Source organism: Paraliobacillus sediminis (assembly GCF_003426055.1).
In genome coordinates, this window is record NZ_QJSI01000001.1 from 375365 (window position 1) to 390627 (window position 15263).

Annotated in this window: 14 protein-coding genes and 1 riboswitch; all 14 genes read left to right on the forward strand. The window is 36.5% G+C overall.

Annotated elements, in window-relative coordinates; translation table 11 throughout:
* The first annotated feature begins 99 nt into the window (after nt 1-99).
* The 14 genes from D2K60_RS01670 (at nt 100) to araD (ending at nt 15253) form a co-directional block, all read left to right on the forward strand.
* Nucleotides 100-1089 (forward strand): LacI family DNA-binding transcriptional regulator, encoded by a 990-nt coding sequence (locus D2K60_RS01670; RefSeq protein ID WP_117168259.1) that lies wholly within the window; start codon nt 100-102, stop codon nt 1087-1089.
* Nucleotides 1090-1223: 134 nt separating this feature from the next.
* On the forward strand, nt 1224-2621 hold the full coding sequence (locus D2K60_RS01675) for a sucrose-specific PTS transporter subunit IIBC (protein WP_117168260.1): 1398 nt from the start codon (nt 1224-1226) through the stop codon (nt 2619-2621).
* A 38-nt stretch (nt 2622-2659) separates the two neighbouring features.
* Entirely contained in the window at nt 2660-4129 is a 1470-nt protein-coding gene (locus D2K60_RS01680; RefSeq protein ID WP_117168261.1) for a glycoside hydrolase family 32 protein, read from the forward strand.
* 25 nt (nt 4130-4154) lie between these two features.
* Nucleotides 4155-5090 carry a fumarylacetoacetate hydrolase family protein gene (locus tag D2K60_RS01685; protein WP_117168262.1) on the forward strand — a complete coding sequence of 312 codons (936 nt, stop codon included), beginning with the start codon at nt 4155-4157 and terminating at the stop codon, nt 5088-5090.
* An 831-nt stretch (nt 5091-5921) separates the two neighbouring features.
* Entirely contained in the window at nt 5922-6959 is a 1038-nt protein-coding gene (gene argC, locus D2K60_RS01700) for an N-acetyl-gamma-glutamyl-phosphate reductase (protein WP_117168265.1), read from the forward strand.
* Nucleotides 6960-6974: 15 nt separating this feature from the next.
* Nucleotides 6975-8204, forward strand: a complete 1230-nt coding sequence (gene argJ / locus D2K60_RS01705) for a bifunctional ornithine acetyltransferase/N-acetylglutamate synthase (protein WP_117168266.1) — start codon at nt 6975-6977, stop codon at nt 8202-8204.
* 12 nt (nt 8205-8216) lie between these two features.
* Nucleotides 8217-9017, forward strand: coding sequence for an acetylglutamate kinase (argB, locus tag D2K60_RS01710; protein ID WP_117168267.1), 801 nt, complete (start codon nt 8217-8219; stop codon nt 9015-9017).
* Entirely contained in the window at nt 9010-10203 is a 1194-nt protein-coding gene (locus D2K60_RS01715; protein WP_117168268.1) for an acetylornithine transaminase, read from the forward strand. Before argB ends, D2K60_RS01715 begins: the two co-directional genes overlap by 8 nt.
* Before the next feature lie 456 nt (nt 10204-10659).
* Nucleotides 10660-10707: riboswitch (PreQ1 riboswitch) on the forward strand.
* Nucleotides 10708-10777: 70 nt separating this feature from the next.
* A complete protein-coding gene (gene queF / locus D2K60_RS01720; RefSeq protein ID WP_117168269.1) occupies nt 10778-11275 on the forward strand; it encodes a preQ(1) synthase in 498 nt (165 codons plus the stop codon).
* A gap of 48 nt (nt 11276-11323) precedes the next feature.
* Nucleotides 11324-11962 carry a queuosine precursor transporter gene (locus D2K60_RS01725; protein ID WP_117168270.1) on the forward strand — a complete coding sequence of 213 codons (639 nt, stop codon included), beginning with the start codon at nt 11324-11326 and terminating at the stop codon, nt 11960-11962.
* Between the two features lie 178 nt (nt 11963-12140).
* Nucleotides 12141-12773, forward strand: a complete 633-nt coding sequence (locus D2K60_RS01730; RefSeq protein ID WP_117168271.1) for a hypothetical protein — start codon at nt 12141-12143, stop codon at nt 12771-12773.
* 24 nt (nt 12774-12797) lie between these two features.
* The gene (locus tag D2K60_RS01735; protein ID WP_117168272.1) at nt 12798-13805 is read left to right on the forward strand and encodes an acrylyl-CoA reductase family protein; all 1008 of its coding nucleotides are present in this window, start codon (nt 12798-12800) and stop codon (nt 13803-13805) included.
* A gap of 100 nt (nt 13806-13905) precedes the next feature.
* A complete protein-coding gene (locus tag D2K60_RS01740; protein WP_240335254.1) occupies nt 13906-14232 on the forward strand; it encodes a DUF2680 domain-containing protein in 327 nt (108 codons plus the stop codon).
* Between the two features lie 334 nt (nt 14233-14566).
* The gene (araD, locus tag D2K60_RS01745; RefSeq protein ID WP_117168274.1) at nt 14567-15253 is read left to right on the forward strand and encodes an L-ribulose-5-phosphate 4-epimerase; all 687 of its coding nucleotides are present in this window, start codon (nt 14567-14569) and stop codon (nt 15251-15253) included.
* The last annotated feature ends 10 nt before the right edge of the window (nt 15254-15263 follow it).

Sequence of the window (15263 nt, forward strand, 5' to 3'; positions counted from 1 at the left end):
AAAACTGTCTATCTTTTTAACTTTTCTTTTCGTATGGTTGGAATAGGTGTAGAATGATGAGAGAAGAGAGAAATAATTTAATGAAAAGGAAGAGGATATGTGGCAACGATTAACGAAATTGCAGAAATGGCTGAGGTGTCACGATCAACAGTTTCAAGGGTGTTGAATGATTCCGGATATGTAAGTAATGAAGCAAGAGAGCGTGTTGAAAAGGTAATTAGTGACACAGGTTATAGACCGAGTGAGCATGCTAAATCTTTGCGGACAAAAAAGACGAAGGTTATTGGTGTTATTGTACCAACTATTCGAACAGAGACAACAAGTAGACTTGTTGCGGGAATGGACCACGAACTTTCCTCCATCGGATATCAAATCTTATTGGCAAATACGAACTTAGACAAATTGAAGGAAATAGAATATGTGCAATTATTAAAAGTAAGACAAGTAGATGGTATTATCTTAGTTGCAACAAATGTGAATGAAGAATTAGTGAAGCAGTTAAATAAATTAGAAGTTCCTATCGTAGTAATCGGACAAGAAATAGATAGTTTTTGTAATGTATTGTATGATGATTATCAAGCAGCACGTGATATTACAGAATATTTAATAGAAAAGGGTCATAAGAGGATTAGTTTTATAGGAGTTGATGAATCAGATCACGCTGTGGGTTATTTGAGAAAAAAAGCATTTCTTAATGTGATGAAAGAGCAGAAATTACCAATTGAACAAGCTTGGGTCACTAAGGGGATATTTGATATACATTCTGGCTATTCAGCCATGGAACAAATTTTAACAAGGTCTAAACAGTTACCAACAGCATTATTTGCAGTAACTGATCGGCTAGCGCTTGGTGCGATGCAATATTTAAAAGAAAAGCATTATCGTGTACCAGAGGATATGGCGATTATTGGAATTGGTGCATCTGAAGTATCTGAACATGTAACACCACCACTAACAACAATGGATTACCAAAATGAAGTTGCGGGACAAGAAGCAGCTAAGTTAATGTTAGATCAACTTTCAAAAAAAGAACACGCTTGCAAAAAAAAGTTACTTTCGTATAGACTTTTAAAAAGAGGTAGTGTATGATGGGATTGTAATCGATTCCATCATTGTTAAACACAATGTGGAATCGATACCACAAATATATAGTTTATGGTTTAGTGCTTTTTATTTAATTAATATGGAATCGATCTCATACAACGAAAGGGAGCGTGAGGATTATGTCAGAAAACAGAAAAATTGCTCAAGAAATTATTGTGGCCGTTGGTGGTGAAGAAAACATTTCATCTATTGCGCATTGTGCTACTAGACTAAGAATAATGGTGAATGACAAAGAGAAAATTGATCAAGAAAAAGTAGAATCAACTGATAAAGTTAAAGGAGCATTCTTCAACTCAGGTCAGTATCAGATTATTTTAGGAACTGGAACAGTAAATAAAATTTTTGAAGAAGTTGAAAAGTTGGGAATAGGAAGTTCAAGTAAGTCAGGACAGTCAAAACAAGCTTCAAAGAGCGGTAATATCTTGCAAAGATCAATTCGGTCATTAGGTGACGTGTTTGTTCCGATAATTCCAGTTTTAGTTGCAACAGGTCTATTTATGGGTCTTAGAGGGCTTTTGATACAGGAACAAATTTTAGCGTTTTTTGGTTTAACACCAGCAGATATTTCAGGTGATTTCTTATTATTTACTGAGATCTTAACGGATACTGCATTTATATTTTTACCTGCACTAATAGCATGGTCAGCTTTTCGAGTCTTTGGTGGTTCGCCTATTATAGGTTTAATACTTGGTTTAATGTTAGTCAGTCCATCGTTACCTAATGCTTGGGGTGTGGCTGAGGGTGCAGTCGATCCAATTTACTTTTTTGATTTCATTCCGGTTGTCGGTTATCAAGGTTCAGTTTTGCCAGCCTTTTTTGCAGGAATTATTGGTGCGAAATTAGAACGATTTATCCGGAAGCGTGTTCCAGAAGCTTTAGATTTAATTTTAACGCCATTCTTAACACTATTAATTATGATAACGTTTGCTATGTTTGTACTTGGTCCAATTTTTCATGTAGTAGAAAATTATATTCTTAGTGGAACGCTTGCAGTATTAGGTCTTCCAATTGGAATAGGTGGATTACTTGTTGGATTGTTACATCAAATTATTGTTGTAACAGGTGTACACCATATCTTCAATCTGTTAGAAATTCAGTTGTTAGAAAGTATGAAAAGCAATCCATTTAATGCAATTATTACAGCTTCAATAGCTGCGCAAGGTGGAGCTGCGTTAGCTGTTGGTTTGAAAACAAAATCTAAAAAATTGAAAGCGTTGGCGTTACCTTCTTCCTTCTCAGCATTTTTAGGCATTACTGAACCAGCTATTTTTGGTGTGACACTACGATTAGGAAAACCATTTTTGATGGGCTTGATAGGTGGAGGTCTTGGTGGATTTGTAGCTTCCCTCATGCAATTAGAAGCAACTGGAATGTCCATTACGGTTATACCAGGGACATTGTTATATCTTAATGGTCAAATTCTAACGTATCTTTTAGTTAATGTGATTGCAATTGCAACAGCCTTTACACTTACGTGGTTATTCGGGTATAAAGATAAAGAGATACCAGTAGATTAGTAAACAGCAATAATAGAGCAAAAGGGGACTCGCTAGTTATGAAAGAAAATAGCAACTTAGATATAGTGAAAGATAATCAATTGAAAGAACAAGCCAATGCACAAGTAAATGAATTTTCTAGCGTTTCAAAAGAAGATCCATTTCGATTGCATTATCACGTTATGCCACCAGTTGGCTTATTAAATGATCCAAATGGTTTCATCTACTTCCAAGGGAAATATCATTTGTTTTTTCAATGGAATCCATTTGCAACAGATCATAGTCTAAAGTATTGGGCACATGTTACATCCACCGATCTATTCAACTGGGAATGGCAGCCGATTGCGTTAGCTCCTAGTGATTGGTTTGACAAAGACGGCTGTTATTCAGGTAGTGCAATTGAGCATGAAGATAAAATGTATCTCTTTTATACTGGAAATGTACGTGCGCAAAATGGTGAGAGAGAATCATATCAATGTCTTGCCATTTCAGAAGATGGGATAGACTTCAAAAAAAGGGGTCCACTATTTACTGTGCCAGATGGTTATACAGCGCATTTTCGAGATCCGAAAGTATGGCGTGAATGTGATGGATGGTATTTGGTAATAGGTGCACAAACAGTAGAAGGAAGCGGTTGTGTCTTACTCTATCGCTCAATGGATTTAATCAATTGGGATCAAGTCGGTGAAATAAGTACGCAAGATGGTGATGAATTCGGCTATATGTGGGAATGTCCGGATTTCTTTTATCTTGGTGATAAGGATGTCTTAATGTTCTCTCCGCAAGGGATTCCAGCTGAGGGATTTCACTATCAAAATATTTATCAGACCGGTTATTTAGTTGGTGGACTTGATCGTGATACTGGTGGCTTTTGTCACCAACCTTTTGTAGAATTGGATGCAGGTTTTGATTTTTATGCCCCACAAACAACGAAGGACATCAAAGGAAGAAGATTACTCTTTGGTTGGATGGGTCTTCCTGAAGAAGATGAAGCATATCATCCAACAAAAGAATATGGCTGGGTGCATGCAATGACTTTGCCTAGAGAGTTGAGCGTGAAAGATGGACGTCTTTATCAACAACCAGTTGAAGAACTTATTGCATTAAGAGAGAATGAAGTAACGCGTGAACACATTACTATCGTAAATGAAAGAGTACAAGTTGATAGCGGCAATGGAAAAGCATTTGAACTGATGTTGGACGTTCAATCATTTGTAGGTTCATCTTTCATACTCAATTTAGACGGTAATACAAGTTTAGCCTTTGACAAGATTGAAAACACGTTAACTTTATTCAGAAAAAGTATAAAGACAAATCAACAGGAATCACGGACGATTAGTTTAACAAATGTAGTAGATTTGCAACTTTTTGTTGATACATCATCTCTTGAACTTTTTGTTAATCAAGGTGCTTTTGTTTTTACGTCACGACTATTTGATGTTTTAAGCAAAAGAGATTGTTATCTTGAAGTAGATGGACAGATGAACTGTTCCATAAGAAGTTGGAATTTGAGACAAGTAACAAAGTAAAAATGTATTGGGAGGGAATTGAACAATGAAGTTTGTAACATATCAAGTGAAAAATACACTAGCACCTTTTAGAACTGGATTTGTCGAAGGAGATAAGGTTATCGATTTGCAGCAGGCTTACCTGAGTATGTTGGTACATACGGAACAAATAGACAAAGCATATACAAGTGAAACGTTATTGCCTTCTGATCCAGCTGATTTTTTTAAACTAGGAAAAGTCGGATTTGATCGAGCAAAAGAAGCGGTAGCTTTTACTACAAATCAAGAGGTTTTAGTTGAAAGTTTTTCAAAAGAACAAGTTGTAATAGGTTCCCCTGTTCAAAATCCGTCTAAAATCATTTGTATTGGAACAAATTATAAAGATCATGTGAAAGAAATGAAAAGTGCAATTCCAGATTACCCGGTTTTATTTGCTAAGTTTGCTAATGCATTAATTGGACCTGAAGATGCAATTGAAAAATCACCTGCGACAGAGAAACTTGATTATGAAGTAGAGTTAGCAGTGGTGATAGGGAAAGAAGCTAAAGAAGTAACAGAAAGTAATGCGCTAGATTATGTGGCGGGTTATACGATTGGTAATGATATTTCTGCGCGCGACTTGCAAAAGCGCACACCTCAATGGTTGCAAGGGAAATCACTAGACCGTAGCACGCCAATTGGACCGTGGCTTGTGACAACGGATGAATTGAAAGATCCGTCTTCCCTTGCCATCACGTCCCGAGTTAATGGAGAAATCCGTCAAGCTTCCAACACATCGGAGCTTATCTTTAGTATTCCATACCTCATTTCGTTTATTTCAGAATTAATTACGTTGTCACCAGGAGATATCATTCTAACTGGCACACCAGATGGAGTTGGTTTTGCCCAAAATCCACCACGATTTCTACAACCTAATGATGTGGTTACATTAGAAATTGAAGGAATAGGTGTACTCGAAAACAAAGTCATTAATAAAAGATAGGATAATGTGCTAGGCAATGAACACCCAAAATAAAACGACATATACTATAAGTGGTATGAACCGTACAACACCCCAAAAGTTAAAGTGAAAATCTTACTTTTGGGGTGTTTTTTTATGACTAAATATAAGGAAAAAATCAAGTTTATACTGATGAAAGAATATAAACAAAGAAAGAGAAGTCACCCTAACTTATACCGTAATTTAAGTCTACTGCGACATAACATTACCACCGACCGCTACGTCAGCAAATGGTCTCGCTTTCCGTGGGCACAACCTAAGCTATCTAAAGAAGCAAATAACGCTTCTTTAGAGGAACTTCGGTTCGTGCTGTTCCCACAGAAGTCTTAACGATTTGCTTCCTTCGCTGATTAGAGGAACTAATTCTGTTTGTTGAAAAACAATAACGAGAGAAATTAGTGGAAGGCATTAGTCACTAACAAAGCTGCCGGTGTTTTCAAATCAGTATGCCATAGGATGCGTGTGTTATATTTTTGACAAAACTAGCGGAGCAATTGAAATTGGTGAGACTCCAGTGGGAACAGCACAAGTTGAAGATCCACTCGGAAAGCGAGCCGATTTCACTTGTAGAGCGGGTATGGAATCTACATCGCAGTTTCTCTCTATTGCGACGTTTAAATTTTTACAAAAAGAGCCCTCCAATAGAATCCTCTTCTTTCTGACAGGCACACAATTCAAAACATGCATAAAAACGTATATTTATTCAAAAAGGTATGTATATTTCAAAAATATCGAAATAACTATTGTATAAACATACATTTTAAAGTATAATAATTAATCACAATCAAGTTCGGATTAGGAGTGAAAAATGACGTGAAAGTAGCAATTATAGGAGGGACTGGATATGGTGCAATCGAGCTAGCTCGTTTTCTTAAAATGCATCCATATGCAGAATTAACAACCATTATCTCGCATTCTAAAAGTGGCACACTTTTTTCAGAAGTGTACCCGCATATGACAGACATTCTTGAACTTCCAATGACAGCTCTAGACGTTCAAGATTTAAGCAAAACGATTGATCTTGTATTCTTTGCAACACCATCAAATATTAGTAAAGATCTGGTCCCGGAATTTATGCGATATAACGTAACATGTATTGATCTATCTGGAGATTTCCGCTTGAAGTCATCAGAAGATTATGAAAAGTGGTATGAAGCACCAGCAGCTAACGCTAAATACTTAGCACAAGCAACTTATGGCCTTAGTGAGATATATAAAGAAGATATTAAACAAGCAAAACTTATTGCAAACCCTGGTTGTTACCCAACAGCAACACTTTTAGGTTTAATACCAATCATTCAAAAAGGTTGGATAGAGCCCAACAGTATTATAATTGACGGTAAAACAGGTGTTTCGGGTGCTGGTAGAGGTCTAGCATTAAATGTACATTTTTCAGAAATGAACGAAAATATTAAAGCATATAAATTAGGAGCACATAAGCATATTCCAGAAATGGAGCAAGTGTTAGGACACGAAGCAAATGATACGGTGCAAGTTACATTCACACCGCATATCGTACCAATGACGCGAGGGATCATGACAACGATTTATGCAAATCTAACAGGATTAATCGATCAAGAAAAAGTGCAACAATTATATGAAACGTTTTATAAAGATCATCCATTTGTGCGAATACGAGCTGAAGGTGTTCTTCCAACAACAAAAGAAGTATATGGAAGTAATTATTGCGATATTGGCTTACACGTAGATAAACGGACAGGAAAATTAACTATTATTTCAGTTATTGACAATTTAGTCAAAGGTGCGGCCGGGCAAGCAATTCAAAACATGAACATCATCAATGGCTGGGAAGAAATATCGGGATTAGATTATCCCCCTATTTATCCATAAGGAGGGAACTTAAAAATGCATCATATAAGCACAATAGAAAAGTTTACTATACTTGAGAACGGAAATATTGCATCATCGAAAGGCTTTACTGCAGGTGGCTTACACTGTGGTATTCGAAAGAAGAAACTGGATCTTGGTTGGGTTTACTCAGAGAAAGCTGCACAAACAGCAGGCGTATATACTACGAATCTCTTTCAAGCTGCGCCATTAAAGGTTACCCAAGAAAGTATAGCTACGGACCACTTATTGCAAGGGATTATTGTTAACTCAGGTATTGCAAATGCTTGTACAGGAGAGCAAGGCTTAGCTGATGCATATGAGATGAGAAAACTATTCGCTGAAAAAATAAATATTCCTATCCAACATGCTGCTGTTGCGTCAACAGGTCTTATTGGAGATTTTCTACCAATGGATGCAATTCGGAATGGAATTAAACAAATAGATGAAGAAAAAAATCTTGGTAGTAATCGTTTCGAAAATGCTATTTTAACTACAGATACAAAAGAAAAGGGAATTGCAATTCAATTTGAAATAGACGGTAAAAAGGTGACAATTGGTGGTGCTGCTAAAGGGTCAGGGATGATTCATCCAAATATGGCGACGATGCTAAGTTTTATTACAACAGATGCCGCTGTTGAATATGAAGCCTTACAAAATGGATTGAGACAGTTAACGAATCAATCGTTTAATATGATTACGGTAGATGGAGATACGAGTACGAATGATATGGTACTTGTTTTAGCTAATGGGATGGCTGGAAATCAAACATTGAATCCAGAACATCCAGAGTGGAATGTTTTTCTTGAAGGACTTCAATTTGTTTGTCAGTCATTGGCTAAAGAGATTGCTAGGGACGGAGAAGGGGCTAGTAAACTGTTAGAAGTACAAGTTAAAGGTGCTAAAACGGAAAAGGCAGCACAAGCGATTAGTAAGGCGATTATTTCTTCAAACCTAGTCAAAACGGCTATACATGGTGCTGATGCCAATTGGGGACGTGTGATTACGGCAATTGGATATAGTGGAGAGATGTTAGAACCAAATGATGTTGCCGTTGCACTCGGTGAGATTGAAGTGGTTAAAAATGGTATGCCTTTACCGTTTGATGAAATCGAAGCAAAGCAGTATTTAATGCAGGACACTGTAACGATTCATGCTAGTGTTGGTAATGGAGAAGGAGAGGCCACTGCTTGGGGTTGTGACCTTTCTTATGAATATGTCAGAATTAATGCTTCCTATCGCACATAAGGGGATGGAAAAATGGAATATATCATAATTAAATGTGGTGGAAGTATTGTTGATCAGCTTCCACAAGCTTTTTATCAAAATATAGCTAGCATTCAGGCAGATAAAAAGGTGCAGCCGATTATTGTTCATGGTGGTGGTGCACTCATTTCCTCTCGTCTGAAGCAAATGAACGTTGCTACAACGTTTGTGAATGGTTTGCGTGTTACAACTACCGAAGTGCTAGATGTTGTTGAGATGGTCTTAAGTGGCTCTGTTAATAAACAAATTGTCCGTAATCTTATACAAGAGGATGCGGCGGCACTCGGGATGAGTGGTGTGGATGGTAATTTATTACACGCTGTAGAGGCGAAACAAGATAAAGGTCTTGGCTATGTTGGTGAAGTTGATGATGTTAATGTTGATTTATTACAGAATGTTATTGCGCAAGGCTATATTCCGGTTGTTTCACCAATTGCGATTGGTGAAGAGGGCCAACGTTATAATATTAATGCAGACACAGCCGCTGCCGCAATAGCACAAGCATTAAAAGCTAAACTATGTTTTATTAGTGATATTCCTGGAATTTATATCGAAGAGAACGATAAGAAAGTTACATTGCATCATACGGATAAGGCCCAAATTGAATCGTTAATAGCTACCAATGTCATTCAAGGTGGAATGATTCCTAAAGTGAGAGCAGCTTTAGCAGCACTTGCAGAAAATGTACCAGAAGTGGCTATTGTTAATGGAATGGATGCACAAGCTTTACTTGATTTTATCGATGGTAAAGCAGTAGGTACAAGAATTCGACTTGAGGAGGTTAGTCATGTCTGAAACAAGTTCTACAACTCAAATGTCAGCAGTAATGCAAACGTACAATCGTTTTCCCATCACATTAATGAAAGGGAAAGGAAGCTATGTTTGGGATGATACGAATAAAAAGTATTTAGATTATACAGCAGGAATTGCAACATGTAACTTAGGTCATGTTCCTGATGTTGTCAAAGAGGCAATTGACAATCAGTTAGAGAATTTATGGCACTGCTCCAATTTATATCAGATTCCGTCACAAGAAGCGTTAGCGAAGAAGTTGGTTGACAATAGTGCTGGTGATCAAGTTTTCTTTTGCAATAGTGGAGCTGAAGCGAATGAAGCGGCAATAAAAATCGCTAGAAGATATGCACAAAAAGTAAAGCAAAACAACGCCTATGAGGTTGTTACATTTAATCAGTCCTTTCATGGTCGTACATTAGCGACACTATCCGCAACTGGACAAGAAAAAATTCAAGAAGGCTTTCAGCCATTAATGCCAGGTTTTCGTTATTTACCTTATAACGATATAGCTGCTTTAGAAGATTTAATCCATCCCGAGACATGTGCGGTTATGCTGGAACTTATTCAAGGTGAGGGTGGTGTAATTCCAGCTAATCCTGTATGGGTTGAAAAACTTGTTCAACTATGTAAAGAAAATGACGTCCTTATCATGGTTGATGAAATTCAAACTGGCATGGGACGAACAGGAACGCTGTTTGCCTATCAACAATATGGATTTGAACCAGATGTAATTAGTGTGGCAAAAGGATTGGGTTCAGGTTTCCCAATTGGTGCTTTAATTGCTAAAGAGTATGTGGCAAAAGCATTTGAACCGGGATCACATGGCAGCACATTTGGAGGGAATCCACTTGCATCAACTGCTGGTTTAGCAACGATTACAGCGATGACAGATACGGATTTCCAACAAAAGTCTAATGTGCAAATGGAATATCTATGGACGAAATTAGAAGAACTAAATACCAAGTATGATCAGATAAGCAACATAAGAGGAAAAGGATTCTTAATTGGTATTGAAGTTACTGGTAAAGCTATTGATTATGTTACAAAGGCTCGAGAAGAGCATCAATTGCTTATTCTAATAGCTGGAGAAAAGGTGATTCGAATCCTTCCACCAATCACGACAACAAAAGCAGAAATTGATCAAGCGCTGGATATTTTAAATAAACTGTTTGCAGAAATGGGTTAGTCACTAAACTTTCTTACTATAAGAACAAGTGCGAAACGTTGACTACTTTAGGTTTAAAGTACATCTTATGTTACTTGACAGTTTCTAAATAAACATGCTTTCTAAAAAAATGTTGTATATTATGAAACAACCATAAATTCCGACGTAAACTTTATCATCACGCTACGTCAGCAAATGGTCTCGCTTTCCGTGCCCACGGAAAACGAAGTATATTTCCAAAGCGGTATGTCGCGTTATCATTATATATCACGTTCGAAGAATTCATCGCAATGTTACTTACGAAATGAGCACGAAGTCACCTTCATCTTTTGATTGCGAGACTTCCTAGTAACGTTAAGACTTAAATACCTGTTTCAGTCTGCGAAAGTTGAGTCACTAAATGAAAGTAAATTCGTTGACATCTTACTTGGGCCTCTATATAATAGTCCGAGTATATGGATACGATTCCGTTATAAAATGGGAGAGGTTCTTAGCAACAAACCCTCTATAAAAAACTAAGGACATATGACTGCAAAAGCCATATCCTTATAGGGATGGGCTTTTTTAATGTGTATGCAAAAGGGAGGTTAGCCAGATGGCTGGAAGAAGAGATGAAGACTTACAAGATCTATCGTTACTAGGGAATCAAGAGACGAAATACGCATTTGACTATACACCTGAAGTATTAGAAACGTTTGATAATAAACATCCAAATCGTGATTACTTTGTTAAGTTCAATTGTCCTGAATTTACAACATTGTGTCCAAAAACACATCAACCCGATTTTGGTGCTGTATATATTAGTTATATTCCAAGTGAGAAGATGGTCGAAAGTAAATCATTGAAATTATATTTATTTAGTTTTCGTAACCATGGTGATTTTCATGAAGATTGCATGAACATTATTATGAATGACTTAATTGAATTAATGGATCCAAGATATATAGAAGTTTGGGGTAAATTTACGCCAAGAGGTGGTATTTCTATTGATCCCTATTGTAATTATGGCAAAACAGGAACAAAGTATGAAAAAATAGCAGAGCATCGTTTAATGAACCACGATATGTACCCAGAAAAGATTGATAATCGCTAATGAGGGTTAGCTAAAGAACCTCCTTATATAGGTTAGGGGAGAAATGAAATGTTTGTCTATTTAAACGCATTATTTGTTGGATTATTAATATTATCAAATATTATTTCGGTTAAATTATTTAGCATTGGTGAATTTATCTTACCGGCAGCTGCAATTGTATATGTTGTCACTTATCTTATCACCGATGTTATTGGGGAAGTTTATGGTAAAGAGGCAGCAATGAAAACAGTTCGTGCTGGTTTTTTCACACAGGTAGTTGCACTTGTTTTCGTATTTATAGCGATTCACTTACCAGCAGCTTCTGCTTTTGGAATGCAAGCTGAATTTGAAGCGATATTAGGCGGAAGCTTCCGCGTTATGATTGCTAGCCTTTTAGGATATGTCGTTAGTCAACATATTGATGTGTCGATTTTTCATCGTCTTAAAAAACAACATGGTGAGAAAAAATTATGGCTACGTAATAACTTATCAACGATTTCAAGTCAATTGTTAGATACCATTATTTTTATCGTTGTTGCGTTTGTAGGAACAGTACCGTTTAATGTCTTAATTGGGATGATTCTTACACAATATGTTTTTAAATTTATCGTAGCAATTGCAGACACGCCGATCGCATATTTACTTGTTCGTTTAGCGAAAAAAGAGCAAGCAAAACAAGAACCAGCACCGGAAATGAAAGTTAGTTAATAGAGAAACCAGTACCCTTTACTAGGCGTACTGGTTTTTTGTTGGCAATTAAGAACATTGCTATCATTTCACACAATGTTTTTAATTTAGTAAGATGGTATAAAGAAGTAAATGCAATTACTCTGATTCTGGATCTTTTTTTGATAGAGTAGAAGATAGAAGGGAAGCTAGAATATACATGACGTTCTCTAAAAAAATAATATATGAAGGTTTTATGGTATTCTTGGCAACGTTATCCATTGCAACTTTATGGACTGACCTGCCATATACCAGTTATATTGTCTGGATCACGTGGGCTATATTCTTTGCTGACTTCGTATACCGTTTATATAAGAGTGAAAGTAAGTTTGACTTTTTGAAAAGTAATCCATTTTTACTAGTAGCAGCGATCCCTTTAGATGCTGTATTTCAAGTAGCTCGTTTTGCACGTATTCTACATCTGCTCCGGCTAAAAACGATTACAAAATATTATACGATGCCTTTTGTATCGTTTCTAAAGAAACAACATTACGGCTTAACTTCAGCTGTTATTTCGGTATTTTTAATTTGTATGATGGTAATTCTGGTGGTGATAGAACCGGGAATTATGAGTATGACAGATGCGGGTATTAGTGTAGTGACTGCAGTTACCTTTTTTGGTGAAGCGGCATTTTCTCCAAAAACAATGGTTGGGCATACTATTGTTGTTTTGATTACGATTATCGGTGTCATGATACATGGCTTTGTGATTAGTTTAGCTTTCGATTACGTAGCAAATACCAGATGGTTTAAGAAGGTAAAAGAAAAAACGTTCCAAAAAACGAATGCATGATAAAAAAAGGAGTGTAAAAAGCAAATGACAAAAACATTTAAAGCATATCAACTAACAAAAGAAAATGAGACAGTTACAGGAGCAGTAACAACACTAACAACAAACGATTTACCAGAAGGCGAGGTACTTATTAAAGTACATTATTCTAGCATCAATTATAAAGATGCAATGGCTAACACGAATAATAGTGTGATTGTAAAAAACTATCCTCAGATCCCTGGTATTGATTTAGTTGGTGAAGTTGTAGAGTCTGCTGATGATCAATTTGAAGAAGGTGATCATGTTATTGCAACGAGTTATGGGATAGGTGTCACACATGATGGCGGGTATAGTGAATATGCGCGTGTAGGCTCAGAATGGGTACTTCCCTTACCAAACGGACTTTCAATGAAAGATGCAATGTTATTTGGAACAGCAGGATTTACGGCAGCACTATCAATTGATCGTCTAGAGAAGAATGGATTAACACCTGAAAAAGGTCAAGTACTCGTGACAGGTGCTACTGGTGGAGTAGGAAGTATAGCAGTTGCTATGTTAGCTCACAAACGTTATAACGTTGTTGCAAGTACTGGTAAATCCGAGGCAACAGACTTTTTAAAGAAACTTGGCGCGAAGGAAGTGATTAGTCGTGAAGCGGTTTTCGATGGAGAAGTTAAGGCTGTAGCGAAACCACAGTGGGCAGCAGCAGTTGATCCTGTTGGTGGAAAAACATTAGCTTCTATTTTAGGTAAACTGCACTATGATGGTGGCGTAGCTGTTAGTGGATTAACGGGTGGCGTAGAAGTTCCAACATTTGTTTATCCGTTTATCTTACGAGGTATTAGCTTAATTGGAATTGACTCTGTTAATTTTCCAATGAATAGAAGAAAAGAGATTTGGGATCGGGTTGCGACTGACTTAAAACCAAGCAAGGATATATTGGAGATTATCTTGAATAAAGAAATAGGTTTGGAACAATTAGCGGATGAATTACCTAATTTGATTGCTGGAAAAGCTTTGGGAAGAACGATAGTTAAAGTCGTGACGAAATAATTAGATCGAACTAACAATAACAAGAATAAAAGTATACTTTCTTATTTATTGAAAACACTATGTTTGATAGTAAATAAGAAAGGAATGACTAATTGTGAAAATGCGCAAGAGATTGTTATTGTTAGTTCTTTCAATGGTTATGCTTGGTTTTGGAGCAACGATGGTTGGGGCAGAGAAAGACCATCCGAAACCAAAATTTCAAGAAGTTGAATTAAGTGAAAAGCAAACCAAAGAATTGAAAACAATGTATGAGGACTTGGTTAATCAAAGAAAAGGAATTGTTGAGAAGTACAAAGAGTTTGGTGTCTTATCAGAAGAAGATGCTACAAAAATGGAAGAACATTTAGATATGTTTATGGAAAAGATGCAGGAAGATGGATTTGTTCCGAAATGGCAGGAACATAAAAAGAAAGATAGCCAGGATTAATTATACGAAAACCCAATTCTAATAGAGTTGGGTTTTTTGTGTAACAATCTTGAAAGTTGTTTACATGAATAATAAATTTTATTGCATAACTTGTATGGCTTTTAAGTATATTTAGTATAAGAGATATATAATAGATTTAAAAAATCACAAAAATTAAAACTAGTATTCCCTTTTAATACGCGGTTTTTCTAATTTAAAAGACCCTTTTTAAAATTAATTTATAAAAATATCATAATATATATTGATTGTACGTACAAATTATATTACTATAAGATTAAATGATATAAAAATTACGTATGAAATCAGGTTCATATTGAAAGGCGTTGACTAAATTATGTTAGAAGTATTAAAAGAACAAGTGCTTGAAGCAAACTTAGCTTTACCGAAACATCAATTAGTCACTTTTACCTGGGGTAATGTAAGCGGTTACGATAAAGAATCAAACTTAGTCGTGATTAAGCCTAGTGGTGTACCATACGAAGAATTGACTACAGATGATATGGTTGTTGTTGATTTAGATGGGAATATCGTAGAAGGAAATAAAAAGCCATCTTCCGATACAGCCACTCATCTTGTATTATACAAGAATTTCCCTGGAATTGGTGGGGTTGTTCATACGCATTCACCTTGGGCAACAAGTTGGGCACAGGCAGGTACGGGGATTCCTGCTTTAGGAACGACCCAGGCAGATTACTTTTATGGATCTGTTCCATGTACAAGGCGTATGACGGAAGATGAAATCAAAGGCGAGTATGAATTAGAAACTGGAAATGTAATTATTGAGACATTTAGGCATGTGGATCCACTCGCAGTGCCCAGTGTACTAGTTCATAGTCATGCACCTTTTAACTGGGGTAAGGACCCAGCTGAAGCTGTGCACAATGCAGTTGTATTAGAGGAAGTAGCTAAAATGGCGTTACGCACCTATCAAATTAATCCAAATACGCCAAATATGCAACAAGTTTTATTGGATAGACATTATCTAAGAAAACATGGTAAAGACGCTTATTATGGGCAATAAAAGGAGGTAG

Coding starts and splice junctions, on each gene's coding strand:
- queF (WP_117168269.1), top strand. CDS start 10,778: ATGGCTGGAAGAAGAGATGAAGACTTACAAGATCTATCGTTACTAGGG.
- D2K60_RS01680 (WP_117168261.1), top strand. CDS start 2,660: ATGAAAGAAAATAGCAACTTAGATATAGTGAAAGATAATCAATTGAAA.
- D2K60_RS01725 (WP_117168270.1), top strand. CDS start 11,324: ATGTTTGTCTATTTAAACGCATTATTTGTTGGATTATTAATATTATCA.
- D2K60_RS01735 (WP_117168272.1), top strand. CDS start 12,798: ATGACAAAAACATTTAAAGCATATCAACTAACAAAAGAAAATGAGACA.
- D2K60_RS01740 (WP_240335254.1), top strand. CDS start 13,906: ATGCGCAAGAGATTGTTATTGTTAGTTCTTTCAATGGTTATGCTTGGT.
- argB (WP_117168267.1), top strand. CDS start 8,217: ATGGAATATATCATAATTAAATGTGGTGGAAGTATTGTTGATCAGCTT.
- D2K60_RS01730 (WP_117168271.1), top strand. CDS start 12,141: ATGACGTTCTCTAAAAAAATAATATATGAAGGTTTTATGGTATTCTTG.
- araD (WP_117168274.1), top strand. CDS start 14,567: ATGTTAGAAGTATTAAAAGAACAAGTGCTTGAAGCAAACTTAGCTTTA.
- D2K60_RS01715 (WP_117168268.1), top strand. CDS start 9,010: ATGTCTGAAACAAGTTCTACAACTCAAATGTCAGCAGTAATGCAAACG.
- D2K60_RS01685 (WP_117168262.1), top strand. CDS start 4,155: ATGAAGTTTGTAACATATCAAGTGAAAAATACACTAGCACCTTTTAGA.
- argJ (WP_117168266.1), top strand. CDS start 6,975: ATGCATCATATAAGCACAATAGAAAAGTTTACTATACTTGAGAACGGA.
- D2K60_RS01675 (WP_117168260.1), top strand. CDS start 1,224: ATGTCAGAAAACAGAAAAATTGCTCAAGAAATTATTGTGGCCGTTGGT.